Consider the following 24861-nt stretch of genomic DNA (forward strand, 5'->3'; position numbering starts at 1 on the left):
AATTTTAAGGACCCACAGATAATGGCTATCGAAATCAAAGCCCCGTCATTCCCGGAATCGGTTGCCGATGGCACCGTTGCCACCTGGCACAAGAAACCAGGCGAGGCCGTCAAGCGTGACGACCTGATCGTCGACATCGAGACCGACAAGGTCGTGCTGGAAGTATTGGCCGAAGCCGACGGCGTGCTGGGCGCAATCATTGCCGAAGAGGGCGCTACCGTTCTGTCGAACCAGGTCCTGGGCTCGATCGAAGAGGGCGGCGCTGCCGCCGCCGCTCCAGCCGCTGCTGCTGCACCGGCTGCCGCTCAGGCCGCTGCTCCTGCTGCATCGGGCGAAGACGATCCAGTCGCTGCCCCTGCTGCTCGCAAGCTGGCTGAAGAGAACGGTATCAACATCGCTTCCGTTGCCGGCACCGGCAAGGGTGGTCGTGTGACCAAGGAAGACGTGGTTGCAGCTGTTGCCGCCAAGAAAGCCGCACCGGCCGCAGCACCAGCCAAGCCTGCCGCGCCTGCCGCTTCTGCACCAGTGTTCGCTGCCGGCGACCGCGTGGAAAAACGCGTACCGATGACCCGCCTGCGTGCCAAGGTTGCCGAGCGTCTGGTCGAAGCCCAGTCGAACATGGCGATGCTGACCACTTTCAACGAAGTCGACATGACCGAAGTCATGGCCCTGCGTTCGAAGTACAAGGATCTGTTCGAGAAGTCCCACAACGGCGTACGCCTGGGCTTCATGTCGTTCTTCGTCAAGGCTGCCACCGAAGCGCTGAAACGCTTCCCGGCCGTCAACGCGTCGATCGACGGTTCCGACATCGTCTACCACGGCTACGCCGACATCGGTGTCGCGGTCTCCAGCGACCGTGGCCTGGTGGTTCCGGTACTGCGCAACGCCGAGCTGATGAGCCTGGCCGAAATCGAAGGCGGCATCGCCACCTTCGGCAAGAAGGCCCGTGACGGCAAGCTGTCCATCGAAGAGATGACCGGCGGTACGTTCACCATCACCAACGGTGGTACATTCGGTTCGATGATGTCGACCCCGATCGTCAACCCGCCACAAGCGGCTATCCTCGGCATGCACAACATTCTGCAGCGTCCGATGGCGATCAATGGTCAAGTCGTGATTCGTCCGATGATGTACCTGGCACTGTCCTACGATCACCGCCTGATCGACGGCAAAGAAGCCGTGACGTTCCTGGTCACCATCAAGAACCTGCTTGAAGATCCGGCTCGTCTGCTGCTGGATATCTGATTTTCGCCGCGAGGGCCGGTCTGTTGACCGGCCTCTTGCTGAAACAACCGGTTTCGTCCCTCGACGGTCACCACAAGTGACCGTCCGGTTTGATTCGAAAAGGAATGACTCATGACTCAGAAATTCGACGTGGTAGTGATTGGTGCGGGCCCTGGCGGCTACGTAGCGGCCATCAAGGCTGCGCAACTGGGCCTTACCACTGCCTGCATCGAGAAATACACCGACAAGGAAGGCAAGCAAGCCTTGGGCGGTACTTGCCTGAACGTCGGTTGCATTCCTTCCAAGGCGCTGCTGGACAGCTCCTGGAAATACAAGGAAGCGAAAGAAAGCTTCAACGTTCACGGTATCTCTACCGGTGAAGTGAAAATGGACGTCGCCGCGATGGTTGGCCGCAAGGCCGGCATCGTCAAGAACCTGACCAGCGGTGTTGCCACCCTGTTCAAGGCCAACGGCGTGACTTCCATCGAAGGGCACGGCAAGCTGCTGCTGGGCAAGAAAGTCGAAGTGACCAAGCCGGACGGCTCGGTTGAAGTGATCGAAGCCGAAAACGTCATCCTGGCGCCAGGCTCGCGTCCGATCGACATCCCGCCGGCTCCGGTCGACCAGAACGTCATCGTCGACTCCACCGGTGCCCTGGAATTCCAGACCGTGCCAAAACGCCTGGGCGTGATCGGCGCTGGCGTGATCGGCCTGGAGCTGGGTTCGGTATGGTCGCGCCTGGGCGCTGAAGTGACCGTGCTCGAAGCCCTCGACACCTTCCTGATGGCCGCCGACACCGCGGTTTCCAAGGAAGCGCTGAAAACCCTGACCAAGCAAGGCCTGGACATCAAGCTGGGCGCTCGCGTGACCGGCTCCAAGGTCAACGGCGAAGAAGTCGTGGTCAACTACACCGACGCCAACGGCGAACAGACCATCACTTTCGACAAGCTGATCGTAGCGGTCGGCCGTCGTCCGGTGACCACTGACCTGCTGGCCGCCGATTGCGGCGTGGAAATCGACGAGCGCGGCTTCATCGCGGTCGATGACCATTGCGCAACCGCCGTGCCGGGCGTCTTCGCCATCGGTGACGTGGTTCGCGGCATGATGCTGGCGCACAAGGCATCCGAAGAAGGCATCATGGTTGTCGAGCGCATCAAGGGTCACAAGGCCCAGATGAACTACGACCTGATCCCATCGGTTATCTACACCCACCCGGAAATCGCATGGGTCGGTAAAACCGAGCAGGCCTTGAAAGCCGAAGGCGTTGAAGTTAACGTCGGCACCTTCCCGTTCGCCGCCAGCGGCCGCGCCATGGCAGCCAACGACACCGGCGGTTTCGTGAAAGTCATCGCCGACGCCAAGACCGACCGCGTATTGGGCGTGCACGTCATTGGCCCAAGCGCTGCCGAGCTGGTACAGCAAGGCGCGATCGGTATGGAATTCGGCACCAGCGCTGAGGACCTGGGCATGATGGTCTTCTCCCATCCGACCCTGTCCGAAGCCTTGCACGAAGCGGCCCTGGCCGTGAATGGCGGCGCCATCCACGTGGCCAACCGCAAGAAGCGTTAACGGATAATAAGAAACCACGGCGGTGCGGCCCGTCGCGAGCCTTGCGTGCAAGACTCACCGCGGAATGTCCGCTGGACGCAGTCTTGCGTAGCGGCACCGGTTAACCGGAACGCTACGCAAGCAGCAGTCACAGGTGGTGCGGCACCACAACGGTGCAGCACCGAATGCGCAGTACCTAACGAAGACGGTAATAAGCATGAATCTTCACGAGTATCAGGGTAAGCAGCTGTTCGCTGAGTACGGCCTGCCAGTATCCACCGGTTACGCGGTAGACACCCCGGAAGCGGCAGCAGAAGCTTGCGACAAGATCGGCGGCAGCGAATGGGTTGTCAAAGCCCAGGTTCACGCCGGTGGTCGCGGTAAAGCGGGCGGCGTCAAGCTGGTTCGCAGCAAAGAAGACGCCAAAGCCTTCGCACAGCAGTGGCTGGGCAAGCGTCTGGTGACTTACCAGACTGACGCCAACGGTCAGCCAGTCACCAAGATCCTGGTTGAATCGTGCACTGATATCGCTAAAGAGCTGTACCTGGGCGCTGTCGTTGACCGTTCGAGCCGCCGCATCGTGTTCATGGCTTCCACCGAAGGTGGCGTGGACATCGAGAAAATCGCTCACGACACCCCTGAGAAAATCCTCAAGGCCACCATCGATCCACTGGTTGGCGCACAGCCATTCCAGGGTCGCGAGCTGGCTTTCCAGCTGGGCCTGGAAGGCAAGCAGGTTGCCCAGTTCGCCAAGATCTTCGTTGGCCTGGCCAAACTGTTCCAGGATCACGATCTGGCCCTGCTGGAAGTGAACCCGCTGGTGATCAAGGCCGACGGCGATCTGCACTGCCTCGATGCCAAGATCAACATCGACGCCAACGCCATGTACCGTCAGCCTAAGCTGAAGACTTTCCACGATCCGTCGCAGGACGATCCGCGCGAAGCGCACGCTGCCAAGTTCGAACTGAACTACGTAGCGCTGGAAGGCAACATCGGCTGCATGGTCAACGGTGCCGGCCTGGCCATGGGTACCATGGACATCGTCAACCTGCATGGCGGCAAGCCAGCCAACTTCCTCGACGTGGGCGGCGGTGCTACCAAGGAACGCGTTACCGAAGCGTTCAAGATCATCCTGTCCGACTCCAACGTCGCTGCAGTACTGGTCAACATCTTCGGCGGCATCGTTCGCTGCGACATGATTGCCGAAGGCATCATTGGCGCCGTGAAAGAAGTCGGCGTGAAAATCCCGGTTGTTGTGCGCCTTGAAGGCAACAACGCTGAACTGGGCGCTAAAGTACTGGCAGAAAGCGGTTTGAACATCATCGCTGCTACCAGCCTGACCGACGCTGCTCAACAAGTCGTCAAAGCTGCGGAGGGCAAATAATGAGCGTCCTGATCAACAAAGACACCAAGGTTATCTGCCAGGGCATTACCGGTTCGCAAGGTAGCTTCCACACCCAGCAAGCCATCGAATACGGCACCCAGATGGTCGGCGGTGTAACGCCGGGCAAAGGCGGCACCGAGCACCTGGGCCTGCCAGTGTTCAACACCGTGAAAGACGCTGTAGCTGCCACTGGCGCCACCGCCAGCGTGATCTACGTTCCAGCTCCTTTCTGCAAGGACTCCATCCTGGAAGCAGCATTCGGCGGCATCAAGCTGATCGTCTGCATCACCGAAGGCATTCCTACCCTGGACATGCTGGATGCCAAGGTCAAGTGCGACGAGCTGGGTGTTACCCTGATCGGCCCTAACTGCCCAGGCGTGATCACTCCAGCCGAATGCAAGATCGGCATCATGCCAGGTCACATTCACTTGCCAGGCAAGGTCGGTATCGTTTCCCGTTCCGGCACCCTGACCTACGAAGCCGTGAAGCAGACCACTGACGCCGGTTTCGGTCAGTCCACTTGCGTCGGCATCGGCGGTGACCCGATCCCAGGCTCCAACTTCATCGACATCCTGAAGCTGTTCCAGGAAGACCCGAAGACCGAAGCGATCGTCATGATCGGTGAGATCGGCGGTTCCGCTGAAGAAGAAGCCGCTGCCTACATCAAGGCAAACGTGACCAAGCCGGTCGTTTCCTACATTGCTGGTGTGACTGCCCCTGCGGGCAAGCGCATGGGCCATGCGGGTGCAATCATCTCCGGCGGCAAAGGCACTGCGGACGAGAAGTTCGCCGCGCTGCAAGACGCCGGCGTGAAAACCGTGCGTTCGCTGGCAGACATCGGCAAGGCCCTGGCCGAGCTGACTGGCTGGGAAATGAAGAAGTAAGCTTCGGCTGACCCTTCGTTCCAGCAACAAAGGCCACCTTCGGGTGGCCTTTGTCGTTTCTGGTTCGCTCTTGTGGCGAGGGAGCTTGCTCCCGCTCGGCTGCGTAGCAGTCGTAAACTGGACAGCGCATTTTGTCTGAATAAATACAGGCGCCTGAATGAGGGCCGCTGCGCAGCCCAGCGGGAGCAAGCTCCCTCGCCACGGGGGATAGGTAGCTTGGAGAATAGGCGCGAGCCGAAAAATAGATACGTAAATGCGACACAGCAATGTCGTGTATCGGATAGTTCGCCCTGTAACAGTGCGTTTTTCACTTGAATTCGTTAGGCTAGCAGCCATTTTTGCGACCGCTGCCCACAAGGAAGCGACGCGCTAAACGGGTCGGTCTCATACGGATCGGCAGCATTTCCCTCACCCATAAGGGAAATCCCTCTCTAAATTCCGATTCAGTAGTGTGGTTTCCTTAATGAAAGTGTTGAAAGGCCAGGACATCCTGGCGCTTGGTTTCATGACATTTGCCCTGTTCGTCGGGGCCGGCAACATCATCTTCCCGCCTATCGTCGGTTTGCAGTCCGGGCCTCATGTCTGGATGGCGGCGCTGGGCTTTCTCATCACGGCGGTCGGGCTGCCGGTGATCACGGTCGTTGCGCTGGCCAAGGTCGGCGGCGCGATGGACGCCTTGAGCAGCCCCATCGGCAAGATCGCCGGTGGTTTGCTGGCAGCGGTGTGCTACCTGGCGGTCGGCCCGCTGTTCGCCACCCCGCGAACCGCTACCGTATCGTTCGAAGTCGGCCTGGCACCGCTGACCGGCGAGAGCCCGTTGGCGTTGTTCCTGTACAGCGCGGTGTACTTTCTGGTGGTGTTCTTCATCTCGCTTTATCCGGGCCGCTTGCTGGACACCGTCGGGCGCTTTCTCGCGCCGCTGAAAATCATCGCCCTGGCAGTGCTGGGCATCGCCGCGTTTGCCCTGCCGGCGGGCGACATCGGCGTGGCGACTCCCGAATATGTGGCGGCGCCGTTTTCCCAAGGCTTCATCAATGGCTACCTGACCATGGATACCCTCGGTGCCTTGGTGTTCGGCATCGTCATCGTCAACGCCATCCGTTCCCGAGGGGTCGAGTCTCCGGCATTGATCACCCGCTACGCCATCATCGCTGGGCTTATCGCCGGGGTGGGGCTGGCGCTGGTCTATGTCAGCCTGTTCCGCCTGGGTTCGGGCAGCCATGAAGTTGCCGCGGGCGCGACCAACGGCGCGGCCGTCTTGCATGCCTACGTGCAACATACCTTCGGCAGCCTGGGCAGCGGCTTCCTTGCGGTACTGATCTCCCTGGCGTGCCTGGTGACGGCGGTTGGCCTGACCTGCGCCTGCGCCGAGTACTTCAGCCGCGTCTTGCCGCTGTCCTACAAGACGCTGGTGATCATCCTCGCGGCGTTTTCGCTGCTGGTGTCCAATCTCGGGCTGACCAAGCTGATCGCTTTCTCGATTCCGGTCCTGACCGCGATCTATCCGCCTTGCATCGCATTGGTCGCCCTGAGCTTCTGCAAGGACTTCTGGCATGAGCAGGGGCGCATCGTCGGCCCGGTCATGCTGGTGTCGTTCCTGTTCGGCTTGATCGACGCCCTCAAGGGCGCCGGGCTGGCGGATTGGCTGCCGACGCAGTTGGCCCACCTGCCGTTGAGCGACCAGGGCCTGGCTTGGCTGGTGCCTTCGGTCATGACCCTGGTGGTCGCAGTGGTCTGCGATCGACTGCTGGGCAAGCGCAGCGAAGCGTTGGCGTAAGCGGCTTCCAGCAGGCCCATCGGTAAAACGAAATGCCCCGTATCAATCGATGCGGGGCATTTTTCATGGCGTGCAGTGTCTTTTTCCGTGGACTGACGTCGAAGCAATGTCTTGAAAAGCCTGCACAGAACCTTGTGGGAGCGAGCTTGCTCGCGATAGCAGTCTATCGGCCACTTCATCGCTGACTGATCCGACGCTATCGCGAGCAAGCTCGCTCCCACAGGTCTGCATTTCAAGGCAAGTCTGGCTTTAGACGTCATGTTTCAGACATACAGGAAATCGAATGTCATTCATCCAAGCCAACCTGATCCATTTGCTCGCCGCCGTCTGGTTCATCATCTGCTGGGCCGGCTACACCCGTTACGCTTCCTGGAAGGCCCGCGACACGGCGTGCCTGGCCAGCGTGATGCACCTGTACCGCGAAGACTGGATGCGTCGCATGTTGCTGCGTGATAACCGCATTGCCGATGCCAGCGTGATCGGCAACCTGGAGCGCAACGCGTCGTTCTTCGCCTCCAGCACGCTGATCATCCTGGCCGGTATCCTGACCGTGCTCGGGGCGTCTGACCGCGCGGTATCGCTGCTTGCGGACCTGCCGTTGGTACAACAGGCCTCCCAAGGCATGGCGGAAGTGAAGCTGCTGTGTCTTGCGCTGGTGTTCGTCTACGCGTTCTTCACGTTCAGCTGGTGCATGCGCCAATACAACTTCGCCGCGGTCCTGGTAGGTTCGGCGCCAATGATCGGCGAGCGGCATGTGTCCGAGCTGGAGCGCAAGGCCTTTGCTTCGAGGGCGGCGCGGGTCATTTCGATGGCGGCCAACCAGTTCAACTTCGGCTTGCGTGCCTATTATTTCGGCATGACCATGCTGGCGTGGTTCGTCAGCCCCTGGCTGTTCATGCTGATGAGCGCCGGCGTGGTGTTTGTGTTGTATCAACGCGAGTTTCATTCGGATGTGCTGGACGTGATGGTCTATACGCCTACCGAAGCGCCGGTGCCCGAAACCGGCAAGGAAGCGGCTTGACGGCAGTTTTCTCGAATTGCAGGTAAAAGAAAACCCGCACCAGGCGGGTTTTCTTTTACCACTGAAACCGTATCAGTTGGTTTTAGGCGCGGTAGCAGGGGCTTGTTCCTGCTGGGCGGCACTGTTCGATTCAGACTGAGCTTTGGCAGCTTCGGCGTTTTCTTTCGCCGCGTCGTTCACTTTATCCTGTGCTTTGTTCATGTCTTGCTGAGCTTGTTCAGCGTGTTGGTTGGCATCTTGAGCCTTGTCCTCGGATTTTTTATCGCAGGCAGCGAGACCGAGGGAGGCGGCCAACATCAAGGCAATAGCAAAAGTCTTACGCATGGGGTGTTTCTCCTTATGGATATAACTACTGGCCTTTTGAGCGCGCCCCCTCGGGTTAAGTTCCTCTTTTGCTCTAGATATATAACTTTGCAGCGCAGCGGAACTTTATGGCCCACGGTGGTTGTTGGGCTTCTTCATACATAAGGGCATTAACACAAATGGCTGAGGATTCCGTTTTTGAGCGTGCGACACGGTTCTTATCCGCGCTAAGGCATTGCCAGGTGCTGGGTCTGACATTGCACAGCGCCAATTCCGAAGGTTTGACCGTGATGTTGCCCTACAGCCCATCTATCGTTGGTAATCCGCTGACAGGCATCGTCCATGGCGGAGCGCTGACCACGCTGATGGATACCGCTTGTGGCATGTCGACCTTGTGCGTGCTGCCGCAATTCGAGGTCTGCCCGACCCTGGATCTGCGCATCGATTACATGCACGCGGCCATGCCTGATAAAGCCATCTATGGTTTCGCCCAGTGCTATAGGGTCACGCCGGACGTGATTTTCAGCCGGGGTTTTGCCTACCAGGATGATCCCGCGCAACCCATCGCCCATGTGGTGGGCACTTTCATGCGCCTGGGCGATAGCGCTCGGGGAATGAGAAAGGGTGGCCTGACGGCTGCAGCGCAAAAGCCATGAGCGATATCACCGAGGAACACCTGCGCCAGGCCTGCGAGCATGGCGACTACGCGCTGCTGCTGGCCTCGATCCCCTATGCGCGCCTCATCGGCGTCGAATGTTCTCGTCAGGGCGACGAGTTGCTGTTCTGCCTGCCGGCCAACAAGGACAACATTGGTAACCCTTTACTGCCCGCGATCCATGGCGGGGTGATTGCCGGTTTCATGGAGCTGTCGGCCGCCGTTCATCTACTGATTGCGACCCGTGCGACCGGGGTGCCGAAGATCATCGATTTTTCCCTGGATTACCTGCGCGCCGGGCAGTTTCGTGACACCTATGCCCGGTGTCAGGTCTGGCGCCAGGGCCGGCGCGTGGCCAATGTGGCGATCACCGCCTGGCAGGAATCCGAAGCCGAACCGATTGCCACGGCTAGGGCTCATTTCAAGATCCCTGCACCCTCCAGGCCGACCGCCCCTTGAAATCATCACCGGTGCCCCCACCTTGTGGACATCCCGCCGCCAATCTCAGCGAGGCGGACACCACCATCCACTTGGAGTTTGATGACCATGAGCGTGGAAACTCAAAAGGAAACCCTGGGCTTCCAGACCGAGGTGAAGCAACTGCTGCACCTGATGATTCACTCGCTGTATTCGAATAAGGAAATTTTTCTTCGCGAGCTGATCTCGAACGCCTCTGACGCTGTCGACAAATTACGTTTCGAAGCGCTGTCCAAGCCAGAACTACTGGAAGGCGGCGCGGAGCTGAAAATCCGTGTGAGCTTCGACAAGGACGCGAAAACCGTCACTCTCGAAGACAACGGTATCGGCATGAGCCGCGACGAGGTGATCACGCACCTGGGCACCATCGCCAAGTCTGGCACCGCCGATTTCATGAAAAACCTGTCGGGCGACCAGAAGAAGGATTCCCACCTGATCGGTCAGTTCGGCGTCGGTTTTTATTCCGCGTTCATCGTTGCCGATCAGGTCGAAGTGTTCAGCCGCCGTGCCGGCCTCGCAGCGAGCGAAGGCGTGCACTGGTCATCCAAGGGCGAAGGCGAATTTGAAGTCGCGACCATCGACAAGGCTGAGCGCGGTACCCGCATCGTCTTGCACCTGAAGTCCGGTGAAGAAGAGTTCGCCGATGGCTGGCGCCTGCGCAACATCATCAAGAAATACTCTGACCATATCGCGCTGCCGATCGAGTTGCCGAAGGAAGTCACCGCTGCCGAAGGCGAAGAAAAACCTGAAGTGGAATGGGAAACCGTCAACCGCGCCAGTGCCCTGTGGACCCGTCCTCGTACCGAGATCAAGGACGAGGAATACCAGGAGTTCTACAAGCACATCGCCCACGACTACGAGAACCCGCTGAGCTGGAGCCATAACAAGGTCGAAGGCAAGCTGGAATACAGCTCGCTGCTGTACGTGCCGGCCCGTGCGCCATTCGACCTGTACCAGCGCGAAGCACCACGCGGGCTGAAGTTGTACGTGCAGCGCGTGTTCGTGATGGACCAGGCCGAATCGTTCCTGCCGCTGTACCTGCGCTTCATCAAGGGTGTGGTGGACTCCAACGACCTGTCGCTGAACGTTTCGCGGGAAATCCTGCAGAAAGATCCGATCATCGACTCCATGAAGTCGGCGCTGACCAAGCGCGTCCTCGACATGCTGGAAAAGCTGGCGAAGAGCGAGCCTGAGCAATACAAGAGCTTCTGGAAGAACTTCGGCCAGGTGATGAAAGAAGGCCCGGCCGAAGATTTCGCTAACAAAGAGAAGATCGCCGGCCTGCTGCGTTTCGCCTCGACCCAGAGTGACGACGGCGAGCAGAGCGTCAGCCTGGCCGATTACCTGGCCCGCGCCAAGGAAGGCCAGGACAAGATCTACTACCTGACCGGCGAAACCTATGCACAGGTCAAGAACAGCCCGCACCTGGAAGTCTTCCGCAAGAAAGGCATCGAAGTGCTGCTGCTGACCGACCGCATCGACGAGTGGCTGATGAGCTACCTCAATGAGTTCGACGGCAAGAGCTTCGTCGATGTGGCCCGTGGCGACCTCGACCTTGGCAACCTGGATTCGGAAGAAGACAAGAAAGCCGCCGAAGAAGTCGCCAAGAGCAAGGAAGGCCTGGTCGAGCGGATCAAGACTGCGTTGGGCGATGCCGTCAGCGAAGTGCGTGTCTCGCACCGCCTGACCGACTCCCCGGCCATCCTGGCCATCGGCGAGCAGGACCTCGGCCTGCAGATGCGCCAGATCCTTGAGGCCAGCGGCCAGAAGGTGCCGGATTCCAAGCCGATCTTCGAATTCAACCCGGCTCACCCGCTGGTGGAAAAACTCGACAACGAGCAGAGCGAAGAGCGTTTTGGCGACCTCTCGCACATCCTGTTCGACCAGGCGGCCCTGGCGGCCGGCGACAGCCTGAAGGACCCGGCGGCCTATGTCCGGCGTTTGAACAAGCTGCTGGTTGAGCTGTCAGCTTGATCTGACGTAAGAAAGTCCCCTGTGGGAGCGAGCTTGCTCGCGATGACGGTAGACCAGTCAACGCATCTGTTGAATGTCGGACCGAAATCGCGAGCAAGCTCGCTCCCACAAGGGCTTCTTGAATGTTTCATCAAGAGGAGTCCGTCATGAGTCAGGTTACGGTTCGTTCACTGGTGTATCAGATCGATGGGCAAAGCTATGAAGGTCGCCTGGCCTTCGACGTCAACCAGCAGGGCCCGCGTCCGGGTTTGCTGATGGCGCCGAACTGGATGGGCGTGGGGGCGGGGGCCGAGGACATTGCCAGGTCGGTGGCCGCCAACGGCTACGTGGTGCTGATCGCCGACCTGTACGGGCAGACGCTGCGCCCGACCAACGCCGACGAGGCGGGAGCGGCAATGATGCCGCTCAAGAATGACCGGGCCTTGTTGCGCAAGCGCATGCAGGTTGCGCTGGAGCAATTGCAGAACCAGGGCGAAGCGCAGGTCGACACGGCGAAACTGGCCACGTTCGGCTTCTGCTTCGGTGGTTGCTGTTCACTGGAGCTGGCTCGCAGCGGCGCACCGCTCAAGGCTGCGATCTCGTTCCATGGGACCCTGGATACGCCGAACCCGGCCGATGCGCAGAATATCCAGGGCGCCGTCCTGGTGATGCATGGCGCCTCCGATCCGCTGGTGCCGAAAGAACAGTTGCCGGCTTTCGAGGAGGAGATGAACGCCGCCGGGGTGGACTGGCAATTGCTGAGTTATGGCGGCGCGGTGCATTCCTTCACCGATCCTCAGGCCAATGTACCGGGCAAGATGATGTACAACGCCAAGGTCGCCGGGCGGGCGTTCCGGTCGATGCATAATTTGCTGGATGAGGTGTTCAAGGGCTGAGGTCGGGCCTGGATCTCTGCTGTCTGATACAAAGCCATCGCGAGCAGGCTCGCTCCCACATTTGCTCCAAGGTGTTCACGGCATTTGTGAGCGACATTGATTTAATGTGGGAGCGAGCCTGCTCGCGATGGCTGCATATGAGACACCCCTGAAATCAGGGCAATTCGATCCGCTCGCTTTCCCCCGGCACAGTCGGCCAGTCCCCGGCCGCCCAGCGCCGGCGGGCTTCATCGATACGGGCCGGGTCGCTGGCGACGAAATTCCAGTTCATCCGCCGTGGCCCGTCCAGCGGTGCCCCGCCGAACAGCACGGCATGGCAGTCGCTGCTGGCGAACAGGGCCATCTCTTCTTCGGCCGGCAGGATGACCAGCGAATGAGGCTCCAGCGGCTCACCGTCCAGTTGCGCCTCGCCGCTCAATACATACAGTGCACGCTCTTCATGCTCGGTGGGAATCAACAATGTCGTCGCGGTTTGCAGGTTCAGTTCGGCATACAACGTAGGCGAGAGCACCGGTACCGGCGATTCCAGGCAAAAGCCTGACCCGGCAATCATACGGATGCTGACGCCCAGGTTCTCGCTGACCGGCAAGGTCGGCGCCGGATGATGGCTGTAGTGCCCGGGGCCCTGCTCATGAGGCTGGGGCGAGGCCAGCCAGACTTGCAGGCCATGCATGACAAAAGCGCTGCCCAGCAACGACTGCGGAGTACGCTCGACATGGGCGATCGCGCTGCCCGCCGTCATCCAGCTGACATCCCCGGCATCCACTACCTGGTCGGAACCCAGGCTATCCTTGTGCTGAAGTTTTCCTTCGAACAGGTAGGTGAGGGTGGATAACCCGATGTGCGGGTGCTGGCGGATGTTCATGCCTTTGCCTGCCGCGTAGGTGGTTTGCAACATATGGTCGAAAAACACGAAAGGCCCGACGCTGCGGCATTTTGCGGACGGCAGCGGGCGAAGAATCGGCTGGCCCTCCACGTCTTCTGCGCGGGGACGAACGATCAGGGGAGCGGTCATGGTGTCTTCCAGGTTGAACGACGAATGCGCAAAGCATAACCCGAGGCTACAGCGGACGGCAGCGCTGGCTGAACCCAGGCGGGACGGATGGGTCTATGCTGCTTATGGCTTTTCGGAGACTGCCTGTGCCCTTGACCCGTTTGATCTTCATTTGGCTGCTGGCTGTTTCGAGCACCGGCGCTGTGGCTCGCGAATACACCTACAGTGATGCGCACCTGCACTACGTCGACTTCTTCCAGGAAACGGCCGGCATGCCCAAGTTGCTCAAGGCCATGGCGGACAATCGCATCGAGCATGTGATGATCTCCGGCGTGCCGGTGGCCAAGAAATGGCATGAAGACGAACCCAAGCGCCCGCGCTATTACGCCGGTGACGATGCCGACGCCTATTGGTACAGCGCCACCGATGTGATTGTGGCCGCCGCGGTAAACAAACTGCCCGCCGAACAGCGGCAGTACTTCCATCCGTTCCTGTCCGGCTTCAATCCCAATGACAAGAACTCCGACGCTCATATCCAGCGCATGCTCGACCTGTATCCGGGGCTGTGGCAAGGCATCGGCGAAGTCTTCACCCGCCATGATGACCTGACGGCGCTGACCTCCGGCGACACACCGCGCGCCAACAACGAAGCGATGACGCGGATCTATCACCTCGCGGCGGAAAATGACCTGCCGGTGATGCTGCATTCCAACATCACCTCCAAGCGTGAGAAAAATCCGCTGTACCTGGCGGAGGTCGAAGAGCCGTTGCGCAATCATCCCCATACGCGATTCATCTGGGCTCATGCCGGCACCAGCATGGAAATCCATCGGCACCAGACTCGGCTGGATTTCCTGTTGCCCACCCTGACGCGGATGCTTGAGTCTTATCCCAATCTGTTCATCGACCTGTCCTGGAGCATGCTCACGCCGTATTTGCTCGACGAGGCGGGTAAGCCCCGCGAGGAATGGGTAAAACTGGTGGAGCGCTTCCCGGAGCGCTTCATGGTCGGATCTGATGTGGTCGGACGTTTCAACAAGCTGGGCAAGGAGCTGCAGAGCTTCGACCCGTTCCTTGATGCCTTGCCGGAAGATGTCGCGAGGAAAGTGGCGCGGGATAACTTCCTTTCGGTATTGCCGCGCTCAGTGACCCGCTAAGTCCGTTTTTGTGGCGAGGGAGCTTGCTCCCGCTGGGCTACGCAGTAGCCCCAAAATCTGGCGACTGCTGCGCAGCCGAGCGGGAGCAAGCTCCCTCGCCACAGGTCTGCCAATCCCTGGGCTGTTGGTGGCGTGGCGAACATCGCTTTGTCATCAGGCTGTCACTCCCGCGTCATACCCTCGCGCTCATCTCAATCAAGGAGCGCACTATGCATCTCACCCGTTCAAGCGCACTGGTCGCGCTGTTGTTGACCTGCGGCCTGGCACAGGCCGAAGTCCGTGTCGAAGGTCCGGTGGAATACGGTGTCTTCGAAGGGCCGCAAGCCGAATTGCAATCGGGCGAGCGGGTCCTGCGGCGCAGCAATGAGCAGATCCGCCAGACCGCGAGCGTACCGGCAAAGCTGGGCACCAAATTTGGCATGCGCTACCAGCTGGCCGGCAAGGTCGCGGATGACCAGCCGTTGACCCTGTTGTATTTCACCCCGGGCATCCGTACCCCCGATGGCGTGCGCCATGACAAATTCGAAGTCATCCAGAAGCTGGTGCCTGGCGCGCCGCAGGATGTGATGGCCTACGAATTCACCGAAAGCCACGAAGTGGTGCCGGGGGAGTGGCGATTCATGGTGTTCCAGGGTGATCGGTTGCTGACGCAGCAGCGGTTTGTCGTGCGCTAAATTTAATCCACCACAAGCCAATGTGGGAGCGAGCTTGCTCGCGATAGCGGTGGATCAACAAAATCGATACTGACTGATCTGGCGCCATCGCGAGCAAGCTCGCTCCCACAGGGGAGCTCCCTCAGAGATTTTGTGTTGTGAGCAGATAAAAAAACGCCCCGAACCAGTCGGGGCGTTTTTGTGTGCGGCGTAGCAGCGGGACTTACTGGCCCTGCCAGCGCTTCATCACCAGGGTGGCGTTGGTGCCACCGAAGCCGAAGCTGTTGCTCATCACGGTGTTGATGGTGGCGTTTTCGCGAGTCTTGGTCAGGATCGGCAGGTCGGCCACTTCCGGGTCAAGCTCGTCGATGTTGGCCGAACCGGCCATGAAGTTGCCTTCCATCATCAGCATGCAGTAGATCGCTTCGTGAACGCCGGCGGCGCCCAGGGAGTGACCCGACAGGCTCTTGGTGGAACTGATGGCCGGGGCCTTGTCGCCGAACACTTCACGTACGCCCTTCATCTCCGCGACGTCGCCGACCGGAGTCGAGGTGCCGTGGGTGTTCAGGTAGTCGATTGGCGTATCGACGGTGGACATGGCCATCTGCATGCAGCGCACGGCACCTTCGCCGCTTGGCGCGACCATGTCGTAGCCGTCGGAAGTGGCGCCGTAGCCGACGATTTCCGCATAGATCTTCGCGCCACGGGCGAGGGCGTGTTCCAGCTCCTCGACCACGACCATGCCGCCACCGCCGGCGATGACAAAACCGTCACGGTCGGCATCGTAGGCACGGGAAGCTGTCTGCGGGGAATCGTTACGCTTGCTGGACAAGGCGCCCATCGCGTCGAACAGGAACGACTGGCTCCAATGTTCTTCTTCGCCGCCGCCGGCGAAGACGATGTCCTGCTTGCCCATCTGGATCTGCTCGACCGCGGTGCCAATGCAGTGGGCACTGGTGGCGCAGGCGGAGGAGATCGAGTAGTTCAGGCCCTTGATCTTGAATGGCGTGGCCAGGCAGGCCGACACGGTGCTGCCCATGGTCCGCGTGACGCGGTACGGGCCGACACGCTTGACGCCTTTTTCGCGCAGGATGTCCAGCGCTTCCATCTGGTTCAGGGTCGACGCGCCACCGGAACCGGCGATCAGGCCGGTGCGCACGTTGGAAACCTGCTCGTCGGTCAGGCCGGAGTCAGCGATGGCGTCCTTCATGGCCAGGTAGGCATAAGCTGCCGCGTGGCCGACGAAACGGTAGATCTTGCGATCGATCAGCTCTTCGAGATTGACGTCAATGGAGCCGGAAACCTGGCTACGCAGACCCATTTCGGCGTATTCCGGGTTGTACCGGATGCCAGGGCGACTTGCACGCAGGTTAGCGGAGACGGTCTCTTTGTCATTGCCCAGGCACGAAACGATGCCCAGACCAGTGATAACGACGCGGCGCATGCGGATAACCCTTAGAAGTTGTCAGTGGAGGTGAAAACGCCGACCCGAAGGCCTTCGGCGGTGTAGATCTCGCGACCGTCGACAGCCACCGAACCATCGGCAATGGCCATGTTCAGCTTGCCCTTGAGGACGCGTTTGATATGGATGTTATAGGTAATCTTCTTCGCGGTCGGGAGCACCTGACCGAAGAACTTCACCTCGCCCGAACCCAGGGCGCGACCGCGACCCGGCAAGCCCTGCCAGCCAAGGAAGAAGCCGACCAGTTGCCACATGGCATCCAGGCCCAGGCAGCCCGGCATCACCGGGTCACCTTCGAAATGGCAGGCGAAGAACCACAGGTCCGGAGTGATATCCAGCTCGGCGACCAATTCACCTTTGCCGTACTTGCCACCCTCGTCGCTGATATGGGTGATGCGATCCACCATCAGCATGTTCGGGGCGGGCAGTTGCGCGTTACCTGGGCCGAACAGCTCACCGCGACTGCAGCGCAGCAGATCTTCCCGAGTAAAGGCGTTTTGTTTGGTCATGCGAGCTCCTCAATAGTCCCATGCGGCAGGGTGGGGCAAATCTTCCCGGCCGATCGAAGCGTTCATGCCTCGAGTCGGCAGCCTACTCATAGACTATTGCGTTGTAGTGAAAGTCACAGCACACGGGAAAATGAATGTACACCTGTGCACTGAAATTGTTATTCGTTTCCCGATCGAGACTTGTCCGGGTGCTTAAGACTGCCGCACTTTCGCCTTTCACGCCAGTCACAGATGGTCCGGGGCCCCGGATCAACGTACCCAGCGCTGCAAAATCTGCTGCAGGTCAATTCTTTTGAATGGCTTGGCCAGGTAATCGTTCATGCCTGCGGCCAGGCAGGCTTCACGGTCGCCCTGCAACGCGTTGGCCGTCAGGGCGATGATGGGCACCTCGGCACAGCCCGGCAACTGACGGATCTGTCGCGTGGCTTCGTAGCCGTCGATCACCGGAAGCCGGCAGTCCATCAGGATGACTTCGAAAATCAGGCTTTCGGCGCTGCGCACGGCCTGGGCGCCATCGGTGGCGACGCTGACCGTGAAGCCCAGGCTGCGCAGCATGGCTTCGATCACGGTCTGGTTGACCGGATTGTCTTCCACCAGCAAGACGTTGCGGCCCTCGCCATCATTGCCGCCACCGGGCGCGCGCGGGGCCAGGGTCGGTGGGGACTGCCGCGACAGCGCGAGCGGGATTTCCAGGGTGAACACCGAACCTTGGCCTTCCACGCTCTGGGCCCGCAGTGTGCCGCCCATGCGTTCGGCCAGGGTGCGCGCGATCGGCAGGCCCAGGCCCGTGCCGCCATAGCGGCGGGAAATCGAACTGTCGGCCTGCTGGAACGCATCGAACATGCGCTCCAGGCTGTCGGCCGGGATGCCGATCCCGCTGTCGCGTACCGTGCAGGTGAACCACAGCAGTTCATGATCCAGCGCCTGCCACTGGCATTGCACGGTGACGCGCCCCTGGTCGGTGAACTTCAGTGCGTTGCCAATCAGGTTGACCAGGATCTGGCGGATCCGCGTCGGGTCGCCTTGCACTTGCAGGGCCCGCATGTCGTCGGGGATCAGCAAGTCCAGGCCCAGCTTGCGTTGCGCGGCGCTGTGCTGGAACGACTGGGCGCAGCTGCCGACCAGTTCCGCCAGGTTGAAAGCGATATGTTCAAGTTCCAGGGCCGAACGTTCGATGCGCGAGAAGTCGAGAATATCGTTGATCACCTTCAGCAGGTGCTCGGTGGATTCCGAAGCCAGCGCGGTGTACTCGTGCTGCTCGTCGGTCATCTGGGTGGTTTCCAGCAACTGCAACATGCCCAGGACACCATTCATGGGCGTGCGCAGTTCATGGCTCATCATGGCCAGGAATTCCGATTTGGCGCTGTTGGCCTTTTCCGCTTCCTCGCGGGTCTGGATCAACTGCGCCATGGCTTGCTGCTGTTCGCGGCTGGCCTGCTCGAGGCCGTCGGCCAGATTGTTGATGTGCCGTGACAGAGCGCCCAGTTCGCCGTCGTCGACGATCGGCAACGGGGTGCTGTAGTCGCCTTGCTGGATCGCCTTGACCGCGTTGCCGATGTCGCGGATCGGCTGTGACAGGCTGGCGGCCAGTCGGCGCGCCACCAGGAAGGTAAAGAGCAGGGCGAACAACGCCAGGATCGCGGCCTTGAGCAGGATCTCCTGCTGGCGCTCGCTGAAGGCATCACTGGACATGCCGACGATCACGCGGCCCAGGTAGTCTTCGCCGGGCGCCTCGGTGGACGGGCTGGTGCCTTGCAGGAAGTCATTGTTCAGCGCAATGCGTTGCAGGCGAACCGGAGCCTGGAACACCTCCACCTGCCGCGAGTGGTTGCGCGTCTGCGCCGGTTGCTCGACGTACACGAGGATCCGCTCCGTGCGGTCCTGGACTTCCAGGAAGCGTACATGAGGGGTGGCCAGGGTGGCGGTGAGCAAACTTTCCAGCACTTCGTTGTTGCCGGAAATCACCCCGTATTCCGCAGCCGGAGCCAGTTGGTTGGCGATCAGTTGCCCGGTGTGGTTGAGTTCCTGGCGCAAGTCCTGGATTCGCACGAAGGTAAAGAAGCTGATCAACAGCACGGTCAGCAACAATGCCGGGCCGAGGGCAATGAGCTGGGTGCGGGTATTGATATCCCAACGTCGACGCAAGGTCATGGGCGGTGTTCTCCTTCTGCCAACTGCGCAGCGACGGCTTCGGCATCAATCGGTTCAATGCCCAGCGAGCGGGCGACCTGCTGGTTACTCATGACTTTGAAACGGACCGGATACAGCGTGCGCGGCCAGCTGGCGGTGGGACGGTCGAGCAATTCGTCGAGGATCGCCAGCCAGTCGTCTTGGTCGCTGTAGGTGCTGGCCAGGCTGCCGGCCCTGACAAACGCGGCGCTTGGCCCGATCAGCGCGCGTTGCCGGGCGTAGCTGCTGAGCAGCAGGTTCTTCACGGTCTTGGGGTTGTAGAGGTCGGGGTCATCGAGGCCCAGCAGTACGTCGCTGCGGCCCAGCAGGTTCTGCAAGGGACGGTTGTCGCTGCTGTCGTCCCAGCGTTCGCTGACGATTTCCAGGCCCAGCGGCATGGCTGCCTGCTGGATGTCCTTGAGCAGGAATTCGCTGTGCCGGTCGAACAGCACGCCGACCCGCCGCACTTGCGGCAGTACCCTGCGGATCAGTTGCAGTTGCCGCGCCATGGGCGGATCGCTCCACAGCAGGCTCAGACGCTCAGGCGTTGCCTCGCCCAGGCGTTCGTATGCCTGCAAGCGACTGATGCGCAGGACCAGCGTGGCCGGGCCGTGGTTTTTTTGCAGGCGCCAGTCGAGGCTTGGCGGATCAAGCAGGACCAGGCGCAAATCGCCGGGCAGGCGGTCCGGCGACGGCAGGCTGGCCAATGGCGCGAACCGCACGTTGTCTTGCGGGCGTCGGGCTTGCAGGGCCTGGGTGAACGATTGCACGCCGGGGGTATCCTGGGCGCCGGTCAAGAGAATCTCGGCGGCCCGGGCATCAAGGGTCGTCAGCAGACTGACAAACGCCAGGCACAGGAGTAGCGGCAGGCGGCCACGGAGGGGCGTCTTGCGCGGTTGGTCCGCAGACATCTAGAACGACAGCTCCGCGCTGAAATACAGGACGTGACGGGCGTCGTAGCGATTGTCGGCGAACGTGGTCGGCTGGTTATCGAGGCGCTGCTGCACGATACCCGCCAGCTCCAGGCTGGCCTTGCCCAGGGGGATCCGCTTGGCGACGCGGGTATCGACCCGCTCGTAGCGGTAGCCATTGAGATCGTCGGCCCCGTAATAGAAAACCGCGCTGTTCCAGCCCTGGCCCCAGTCGTGCAGCCATCCGGCCGAGCCGCTGTTGCGGGCGGTCAGTTGTTCGTCGAGAGGATTGCTGGCCCGGGCATCGACGTAGGCATAGGTCAGGCGCAGGCGATCGGCGCTGGTCAGGCGCCAGTCGAGCTGGGTCTCGGCACCGTCGAACTGCGAGTCGTTGGCATTGCTGGCGATGTACTGGTTGTTGCGCAGCGGTTCGCTGATCATGCCGGTGATTTCGTCATGGAACAGCTTCACATCCACCGTCAGGCCCAGGTCCATGAAATAACCGTTGTAGCCCAGCTCTCGCGAACGCATGTGCTCCTGCTCGAGGTTCCCCGGGCCGCGCGTGCGGACGAAATAGCGCGCGCTGTCCTGGCCGAACGCGGCGGGCCGCAGGTTGGTGACCTGGTAGCTCCAGTTGACGTTGTTCTCGAACATGTCTGGCGAGCGCACCGCTTCGGAGTACACCGCCCGAAGCCCGTGTCGCGGGTTGATCAGGTAATTGACCGCGACTCGCGGGGTCAGTGAGCTGCCGGTCAGGCGGGTGTCTTCGAACATCGCCCCACCCTGTAGCAGCCAATGCTCGCTGGCGCGCCATTCGAGTTGGCCGAACAGACGCCAGGTGGTGTCGTCCAGCGTGCCGTTGAAGTACGTTTCGGAGTCGGCCCGGTCGTAGCGATAATTCGCCCCGGTGACCAGGCGCAGGCTATCGGACAGGCTCAGGGTGTCCTGGATTTCCAGGTCGTAACGTGACTCCCGGGCGCTCTGGTCGATGTCGCCGCACAGGGTTCGCGAGGCACCGTTGCGCCATTGATCGATCACCTGGTTGGCCAGCGCCTGTTCCTGGGCCGTGCCGGCAGGTGCCCCTGTGCCAAGGAAGCTTGGAATATTGCGCGCCAGCTTCTCGGCGTAATTCGGGTTGAGCTGCCAGAGGTCGGTCAATTGCGGGCTGAAGGACACCTCGGCATCGCAGGCGCGCCAGGTCTGCTGGCGATCCCAATGCTGGATCGAGCCTTGTACATAAAGACTGTGGTTGGGGTCCAGGTCGAGGTTCCAGCGCAACGAACCGGCGTAGTCCTTGGCGATGACATCGGAGTTGTCCCCGGCCGCGGTTATCCCGGCGAAAACCGGACGATAGGTATAGGGCCGCTGGTTGCTGCCCTCCTTGGCGCTCAGTTGCCAATCGATGCTCTGCCATTCGTCCAGGGACTGGCTGACGGAGAGGTTGATGCGATTCAGGCGCCGACTGTCGCGGTAGTCGGCGCCGTTGCGGTCACTGTCGAAACCGTCGTCTTCCTGGCCGGACAAGGACAGGCGCATATCGCCATTTTCCCAACCGCTGCCCTGGCTGGCGTACCAGTCGCTGATGCCACGCTGGCCGCGGGTCATTTTCAACCGGGTGCCGTGGCTACCTGCCGGGGCGCGGGTGATGATATTGACGACTGCCATCAGCGCATTGGCGCCGTAGCTGACGGTGTTGGGGCCGCGGAAGACTTCGATCCGGTCGATGTCTTCCATGGCGACCGGAATGTCACTCCAGTCCACCGTGGCGAGGCCGGCGCGGTACACCGAGCGGCCATCGATCAGCACCTGCATGCGTCGCGCTTCGCTGGCGTTGGTGCCGTGGTAATTCACCGTGGCCTGGTTGCCGCTGAGGTTGCCGACCATCATGCCCGGCACCAGGCGCAACAGTTCGCTGATGTCCCGGGCACCGCTGGCCTTGATCAACTCGCTGTCAAGCACGGTCATGCTGCCCGGCACCGCCGCCGGCGACTGTTTGAGGCGCGTGGCGGTGAGTACCTGGGGCAGGGGCTGGTTGTCCACGAACAGATCATCGGCCACCACGGAGGGGCTGATGACCAGCGCCAACAGCAGTGATGAACCTGGACGGGAAGGGCCAACGAACACGGCACAGCCTATGATTGAAGGAGGGATGGCGGGCATGTTAACCGAGCCGTGCGACTTTTCCATTCACGTTGACAGCATTTTCCTCGCAATTGATTGTCAGCTTGCTACTGCCATCGGTAATTGCTGGCGGGGCTGGTCGCGGTTCGGCTGCTCCGTATAATGCCGGGCATTGCCACTTGGTATGGAAGAGCGGATTGCATATGACTGAACAGCGCCCGATCGCGGTCCTGGGAGGCGGGAGTTTCGGCACCGCCGTGGCTAACCTGCTGGCGGAGAACGGCCACGCGGTGCGCCAGTGGATGCGTGACCCGGAGCAGGCCGAGGCCATACGGCTCAACCGGGAGAATCCGCGTTACCTCAAGGGCATCAAGGTTCGCCCTGAAGTGGAGCCGGTCACCGATTTGCAGGCCACGCTCGATGGCAGCGATCTGTTCTTCGTTGCCTTGCCTTCCAGCGCCCTGCGCTCGGTGCTGGCGTCCCACGCCGAACGCCTGAGCGGCAAGTTGCTGGTGAGCCTGACCAAAGGCATCGAGGCGCAGACCTTCAAGCTGATGAGCGAGATTCTTGAGGAAATCGCCCCCAAGGCGCGCATCGGCGTGATTTCCGGGCCGAACCTGGCGCGGGAAATCGCCGAGCATGCGCTGACCGCCACCGTGGTCGCCAGTGAAGACGAGGAGCTTTGCCGGCGGGTCCAGGCCGCCCTTCATGGCCGAACCTTCCGGGTCTATGCCAGCGCCGATCGTTTCGGCGTGGAGCTGGGCGGGGCGCTGAAGAATGTCTACGCGATCATCGCCGGCATGGCGGTCGCGCTGGGCATGGGCGAAAACACCAAGAGCATGCTGATCACCCGGGCGCTGGCGGAGATGACCCGTTTTGCCGTCAGCCAGGGTGCGAACCCGATGACATTCCTCGGGCTGGCCGGGGTGGGCGACCTGATTGTCACCTGCTCTTCGCCCAAGAGTCGCAACTACCAGGTCGGCTTCGCCCTCGGCCAGGGCCTGAGCCTGGACGAGGCCGTGTCGCGCCTGGGCGAAGTGGCGGAAGGGGTCAATACCCTCAAGGTCCTCAAGGCCAAGTCCCAGGAAACCGGGGTGTATATGCCGCTGGTCGCGGGACTGCACGCCATTCTGTTTGAAGGGCGCACGCTGGAGCAGGTCATCGAACTGTTGATGCGTGGCGAACCGAAGACCGATGTCGATTTCATTTCCACCAGCGGTTTCAACTGATTCCGTATCGACCGCAAGCAGGAGCGAACCATGAACGATCCGAAAGGGCAGCCACAATACGAATCCATCCTGCTGCGTGTGCTGTGGATGGTGATTTACCTGCTGGTCTGGCAGGTGGCGCAATTCATCCTCGGCGCCGTGGTGCTGGTGCAATTGGTTTATCGACTGATCTACGGCGCACCCAGCGCCAGCCTGATGAATTTTGGCGACAGCCTGAGCCAGTTCCTCGCGCAGATCGGCCGCTTCGGCACTTTCCACAGCGACCAGAAACCCTGGCCCTTCGCTGACTGGCCGACCCCGCGGACACCGGAAGGCGAAGCGCCTCACACCGTGGCGCCGGCGCCGCACCCGGTCCGTGACGAGGAGCCGAAACTATGAAACTGTGGGTATTGCGTCACGGTGAAGCCGAGCCGCACGGGGCTCGTCCGGACCCTGAGCGGGTATTGACGGTCCATGGCCGCGAAGAGGTGCTGCGCAGCGCCGGGCAGTTGATGGCTGAGCCGTTGCGGGCCATTTATGCCAGTCCCTACGTGCGTGCCCAGCAAACCGCGCAACTGGTGCGTGAAGCCCTGGGGTTCGAGCCAGAGTTGATCACGGTCGACTGGCTCACCCCGGAGACCCGGCCGGCCGATGTGTTGAAACATCTGGAGGACCAGGACGACGTACTGCTGGTCAGCCACAACCCGCTGGTGGGCAGCCTGCTGGGCTTGTTGCAGCACGGCCACCTGCAGCAACCTGAACAGGTGCAAACGGCCGGTCTGGCGGAGCTGGAAGGCGACTTGCCGTTGGCCGGCTCGATGAAACTCAAGAGCCTCAGGCACCCCTAAGAAACCGCTTGCGGGCGGGCAAAACAAAAAATCACGAAGGAAGGGCACGATGAGTCTTTGGCGCACCACCCCCAACATCGAACAACTGAACGCCGCCGGTAAAAATACCATCAGCGAAGTGCTGGACATCCGTTTTGAATCCTTCGATGACGAATCCCTGACCGCGAGCATGGTGGTCGATCATCGCACCCACCAACCGTTCGGGTTGCTGCACGGCGGCGCGTCGGTGGTGCTGGCCGAAACGGTCGGATCCATGGCCGCCTACCTGTGCGTCGACACCAGGAAGTTCTATTGCGTCGGCCTGGAAATCAACGCCAACCACCTGCGTGGCGTGCGCAGCGGGCGGGTCACCGCGACGGCTCGCGTGGTTCACCTGGGCCGCACTACGCAGGTCTGGGACATTCGCCTGGTCAATGATGATGGCAAGGTCAACTGTGTATCGCGCCTGACCATGGCGGTAGTGCCGCTGGGCGAGCAGCCGCCGGCGCGTTGATGCCTACGGGGACGTCTTCGTGGCGAGGGAGCTTGCTCCCGCTGGGCCGCAAAGCGGCCCCCGGTCAATTGACTCGCGCAGCCTGACATACCGCGTCGCCTGGCTTCGGGCCTGCTGCGCAGGCCAGCGGGAGCAAGCTCCCTCGCCACGGGTGCAGCGGGGCAGGGCGCCATATCCCAACCCCGACTGTCATCATTCCTGTCAGTTACGGTCA

Annotated in this window: 23 protein-coding genes; 16 read left to right on the forward strand and 7 right to left on the reverse strand. The window is 61.1% G+C overall.

From position 1 onward, the window contains the following. The first annotated feature begins 21 nt into the window (after positions 1-21). The 6 genes from odhB (at position 22) to J3P91_RS07550 (ending at position 7838) form a co-directional block, all read left to right on the forward strand. Positions 22-1245, forward strand: coding sequence for a 2-oxoglutarate dehydrogenase complex dihydrolipoyllysine-residue succinyltransferase (odhB, locus tag J3P91_RS07525; RefSeq protein WP_305496107.1), 1224 nt, complete (start codon positions 22-24; stop codon positions 1243-1245). A gap of 111 nt (positions 1246-1356) precedes the next feature. After that, positions 1357-2793: a dihydrolipoyl dehydrogenase gene (gene lpdA / locus J3P91_RS07530; protein ID WP_434569407.1), complete on the forward strand. Its 1437-nt coding sequence runs from the start codon at positions 1357-1359 to the stop codon at positions 2791-2793. 196 nt (positions 2794-2989) lie between these two features. Beyond that, a complete protein-coding gene (sucC, locus tag J3P91_RS07535; RefSeq protein WP_305496105.1) occupies positions 2990-4156 on the forward strand; it encodes an ADP-forming succinate--CoA ligase subunit beta in 1167 nt (388 codons plus the stop codon). Then, positions 4156-5040, forward strand: coding sequence for a succinate--CoA ligase subunit alpha (gene sucD / locus J3P91_RS07540; RefSeq protein WP_434603185.1), 885 nt, complete (start codon positions 4156-4158; stop codon positions 5038-5040). The genes sucC and sucD overlap by 1 nt, the downstream gene beginning before the upstream one ends. A gap of 463 nt (positions 5041-5503) precedes the next feature. Beyond that, complete coding sequence (gene brnQ, locus J3P91_RS07545) at positions 5504-6817, forward strand: branched-chain amino acid transport system II carrier protein (RefSeq protein WP_305496103.1); 1314 nt, start codon at positions 5504-5506, stop codon at positions 6815-6817. Positions 6818-7100: 283 nt separating this feature from the next. Continuing rightward, entirely contained in the window at positions 7101-7838 is a 738-nt protein-coding gene (locus J3P91_RS07550; RefSeq protein ID WP_434603187.1) for a DUF599 domain-containing protein, read from the forward strand. 72 nt (positions 7839-7910) lie between these two features. Here J3P91_RS07550 and J3P91_RS07555 read toward each other — a convergent pair whose 3' ends face one another. After that, on the reverse strand, positions 7911-8162 hold the full coding sequence (locus J3P91_RS07555) for a hypothetical protein (RefSeq protein ID WP_030138335.1): 252 nt from the start codon (positions 8160-8162) through the stop codon (positions 7911-7913). Between the two features lie 158 nt (positions 8163-8320). Here J3P91_RS07555 and J3P91_RS07560 point away from each other — a divergent pair, with 158 nt between their 5' ends. The 4 genes from J3P91_RS07560 (at position 8321) to J3P91_RS07575 (ending at position 12122) form a co-directional block, all read left to right on the forward strand. After that, the gene (locus J3P91_RS07560) at positions 8321-8797 is read left to right on the forward strand and encodes a PaaI family thioesterase (protein ID WP_434569405.1); all 477 of its coding nucleotides are present in this window, start codon (positions 8321-8323) and stop codon (positions 8795-8797) included. Beyond that, the gene (locus tag J3P91_RS07565) at positions 8794-9255 is read left to right on the forward strand and encodes a PaaI family thioesterase (RefSeq protein ID WP_434603189.1); all 462 of its coding nucleotides are present in this window, start codon (positions 8794-8796) and stop codon (positions 9253-9255) included. The genes J3P91_RS07560 and J3P91_RS07565 overlap by 4 nt, the downstream gene beginning before the upstream one ends. 87 nt (positions 9256-9342) lie before the next feature. Beyond that, complete coding sequence (gene htpG, locus J3P91_RS07570) at positions 9343-11247, forward strand: molecular chaperone HtpG (RefSeq protein WP_305496099.1); 1905 nt, start codon at positions 9343-9345, stop codon at positions 11245-11247. Between the two features lie 146 nt (positions 11248-11393). Next, complete coding sequence (locus J3P91_RS07575) at positions 11394-12122, forward strand: dienelactone hydrolase family protein (RefSeq protein WP_434603191.1); 729 nt, start codon at positions 11394-11396, stop codon at positions 12120-12122. A 154-nt stretch (positions 12123-12276) separates the two neighbouring features. Here the strand turns inward: J3P91_RS07575 and J3P91_RS07580 are convergent, their stop codons facing one another. Further along, positions 12277-13137, reverse strand: coding sequence for a pirin family protein (locus J3P91_RS07580; protein ID WP_434603193.1), 861 nt, complete (start codon positions 13135-13137; stop codon positions 12277-12279). A gap of 119 nt (positions 13138-13256) precedes the next feature. On the opposite strand from J3P91_RS07580, the gene J3P91_RS07585 reads away from it, so the two are divergent. Together J3P91_RS07585 and J3P91_RS07590 are read left to right on the forward strand one after the other, a co-directional pair. Then, positions 13257-14273 carry an amidohydrolase family protein gene (locus tag J3P91_RS07585; protein ID WP_434605024.1) on the forward strand — a complete coding sequence of 339 codons (1017 nt, stop codon included), beginning with the start codon at positions 13257-13259 and terminating at the stop codon, positions 14271-14273. Positions 14274-14482: 209 nt separating this feature from the next. Next, positions 14483-14947 carry a DUF3859 domain-containing protein gene (locus J3P91_RS07590; protein WP_434603195.1) on the forward strand — a complete coding sequence of 155 codons (465 nt, stop codon included), beginning with the start codon at positions 14483-14485 and terminating at the stop codon, positions 14945-14947. A 202-nt stretch (positions 14948-15149) separates the two neighbouring features. On the opposite strand, the gene fabB is transcribed toward J3P91_RS07590, so the two are convergent. The 5 genes from fabB to J3P91_RS07615 all read right to left on the reverse strand — a co-directional run bounded on the left by fabB (position 15150) and on the right by J3P91_RS07615 (position 22101). Beyond that, entirely contained in the window at positions 15150-16370 is a 1221-nt protein-coding gene (gene fabB / locus J3P91_RS07595) for a beta-ketoacyl-ACP synthase I (RefSeq protein ID WP_434603197.1), read from the reverse strand. Positions 16371-16381: 11 nt separating this feature from the next. Continuing rightward, positions 16382-16897, reverse strand: a complete 516-nt coding sequence (gene fabA, locus J3P91_RS07600; protein WP_030138344.1) for a 3-hydroxyacyl-[acyl-carrier-protein] dehydratase FabA — start codon at positions 16895-16897, stop codon at positions 16382-16384. A gap of 249 nt (positions 16898-17146) precedes the next feature. Beyond that, positions 17147-19048: an ATP-binding protein gene (locus J3P91_RS07605; RefSeq protein ID WP_434569399.1), complete on the reverse strand. Its 1902-nt coding sequence runs from the start codon at positions 19046-19048 to the stop codon at positions 17147-17149. After that, complete coding sequence (locus tag J3P91_RS07610) at positions 19045-19977, reverse strand: ABC transporter substrate-binding protein (protein ID WP_434603199.1); 933 nt, start codon at positions 19975-19977, stop codon at positions 19045-19047. The genes J3P91_RS07605 and J3P91_RS07610 overlap by 4 nt, the downstream gene beginning before the upstream one ends. Beyond that, the gene (locus tag J3P91_RS07615) at positions 19978-22101 is read right to left on the reverse strand and encodes a TonB-dependent receptor plug domain-containing protein (protein WP_434603201.1); all 2124 of its coding nucleotides are present in this window, start codon (positions 22099-22101) and stop codon (positions 19978-19980) included. It abuts the gene before it with no gap. 200 nt (positions 22102-22301) lie between these two features. Here J3P91_RS07615 and J3P91_RS07620 point away from each other — a divergent pair, with 200 nt between their 5' ends. Genes J3P91_RS07620 through J3P91_RS07635 form a run of 4 tightly spaced genes read left to right on the forward strand, consistent with a single transcriptional unit; the run spans position 22302 to position 24647 of the window. Continuing rightward, on the forward strand, positions 22302-23327 hold the full coding sequence (locus J3P91_RS07620; protein WP_434603203.1) for an NAD(P)H-dependent glycerol-3-phosphate dehydrogenase: 1026 nt from the start codon (positions 22302-22304) through the stop codon (positions 23325-23327). 30 nt (positions 23328-23357) lie between these two features. Next, positions 23358-23705 carry a DUF4389 domain-containing protein gene (locus J3P91_RS07625; protein ID WP_434569395.1) on the forward strand — a complete coding sequence of 116 codons (348 nt, stop codon included), beginning with the start codon at positions 23358-23360 and terminating at the stop codon, positions 23703-23705. Next, on the forward strand, positions 23702-24154 hold the full coding sequence (gene sixA / locus J3P91_RS07630) for a phosphohistidine phosphatase SixA (RefSeq protein ID WP_434569394.1): 453 nt from the start codon (positions 23702-23704) through the stop codon (positions 24152-24154). Before J3P91_RS07625 ends, sixA begins: the two co-directional genes overlap by 4 nt. A 49-nt stretch (positions 24155-24203) precedes the next feature. Beyond that, a complete protein-coding gene (locus tag J3P91_RS07635; protein ID WP_434603205.1) occupies positions 24204-24647 on the forward strand; it encodes a hotdog fold thioesterase in 444 nt (147 codons plus the stop codon). The last annotated feature ends 214 nt before the right edge of the window (positions 24648-24861 follow it).

It is taken from the genome of Pseudomonas sp. Z4-7 (assembly GCF_051131965.1).
Lineage (GTDB): Bacteria > Pseudomonadota > Gammaproteobacteria > Pseudomonadales > Pseudomonadaceae > Aquipseudomonas.

What these genes read in the sequence shown, in the direction of transcription:
- odhB (WP_305496107.1), top strand. Translation starts at nt 22, where the DNA reads ATGGCTATCGAAATCAAAGCCCCGTCATTCCCGGAATCGGTTGCCGAT.
- lpdA (WP_434569407.1), top strand. Translation starts at nt 1,357, where the DNA reads ATGACTCAGAAATTCGACGTGGTAGTGATTGGTGCGGGCCCTGGCGGC.
- sucC (WP_305496105.1), top strand. Translation starts at nt 2,990, where the DNA reads ATGAATCTTCACGAGTATCAGGGTAAGCAGCTGTTCGCTGAGTACGGC.
- sucD (WP_434603185.1), top strand. Translation starts at nt 4,156, where the DNA reads ATGAGCGTCCTGATCAACAAAGACACCAAGGTTATCTGCCAGGGCATT.
- brnQ (WP_305496103.1), top strand. Translation starts at nt 5,504, where the DNA reads ATGAAAGTGTTGAAAGGCCAGGACATCCTGGCGCTTGGTTTCATGACA.
- J3P91_RS07550 (WP_434603187.1), top strand. Translation starts at nt 7,101, where the DNA reads ATGTCATTCATCCAAGCCAACCTGATCCATTTGCTCGCCGCCGTCTGG.
- J3P91_RS07555 (WP_030138335.1), bottom strand. Translation starts at nt 8,162, where the DNA reads ATGCGTAAGACTTTTGCTATTGCCTTGATGTTGGCCGCCTCCCTCGGT.
- J3P91_RS07560 (WP_434569405.1), top strand. Translation starts at nt 8,321, where the DNA reads ATGGCTGAGGATTCCGTTTTTGAGCGTGCGACACGGTTCTTATCCGCG.
- J3P91_RS07565 (WP_434603189.1), top strand. Translation starts at nt 8,794, where the DNA reads ATGAGCGATATCACCGAGGAACACCTGCGCCAGGCCTGCGAGCATGGC.
- htpG (WP_305496099.1), top strand. Translation starts at nt 9,343, where the DNA reads ATGAGCGTGGAAACTCAAAAGGAAACCCTGGGCTTCCAGACCGAGGTG.
- J3P91_RS07575 (WP_434603191.1), top strand. Translation starts at nt 11,394, where the DNA reads ATGAGTCAGGTTACGGTTCGTTCACTGGTGTATCAGATCGATGGGCAA.
- J3P91_RS07580 (WP_434603193.1), bottom strand. Translation starts at nt 13,137, where the DNA reads ATGACCGCTCCCCTGATCGTTCGTCCCCGCGCAGAAGACGTGGAGGGC.
- J3P91_RS07590 (WP_434603195.1), top strand. Translation starts at nt 14,483, where the DNA reads ATGCATCTCACCCGTTCAAGCGCACTGGTCGCGCTGTTGTTGACCTGC.
- fabB (WP_434603197.1), bottom strand. Translation starts at nt 16,370, where the DNA reads ATGCGCCGCGTCGTTATCACTGGTCTGGGCATCGTTTCGTGCCTGGGC.
- fabA (WP_030138344.1), bottom strand. Translation starts at nt 16,897, where the DNA reads ATGACCAAACAAAACGCCTTTACTCGGGAAGATCTGCTGCGCTGCAGT.
- J3P91_RS07605 (WP_434569399.1), bottom strand. Translation starts at nt 19,048, where the DNA reads ATGACCTTGCGTCGACGTTGGGATATCAATACCCGCACCCAGCTCATT.
- J3P91_RS07610 (WP_434603199.1), bottom strand. Translation starts at nt 19,977, where the DNA reads ATGTCTGCGGACCAACCGCGCAAGACGCCCCTCCGTGGCCGCCTGCCG.
- J3P91_RS07620 (WP_434603203.1), top strand. Translation starts at nt 22,302, where the DNA reads ATGACTGAACAGCGCCCGATCGCGGTCCTGGGAGGCGGGAGTTTCGGC.
- J3P91_RS07625 (WP_434569395.1), top strand. Translation starts at nt 23,358, where the DNA reads ATGAACGATCCGAAAGGGCAGCCACAATACGAATCCATCCTGCTGCGT.
- sixA (WP_434569394.1), top strand. Translation starts at nt 23,702, where the DNA reads ATGAAACTGTGGGTATTGCGTCACGGTGAAGCCGAGCCGCACGGGGCT.
- J3P91_RS07635 (WP_434603205.1), top strand. Translation starts at nt 24,204, where the DNA reads ATGAGTCTTTGGCGCACCACCCCCAACATCGAACAACTGAACGCCGCC.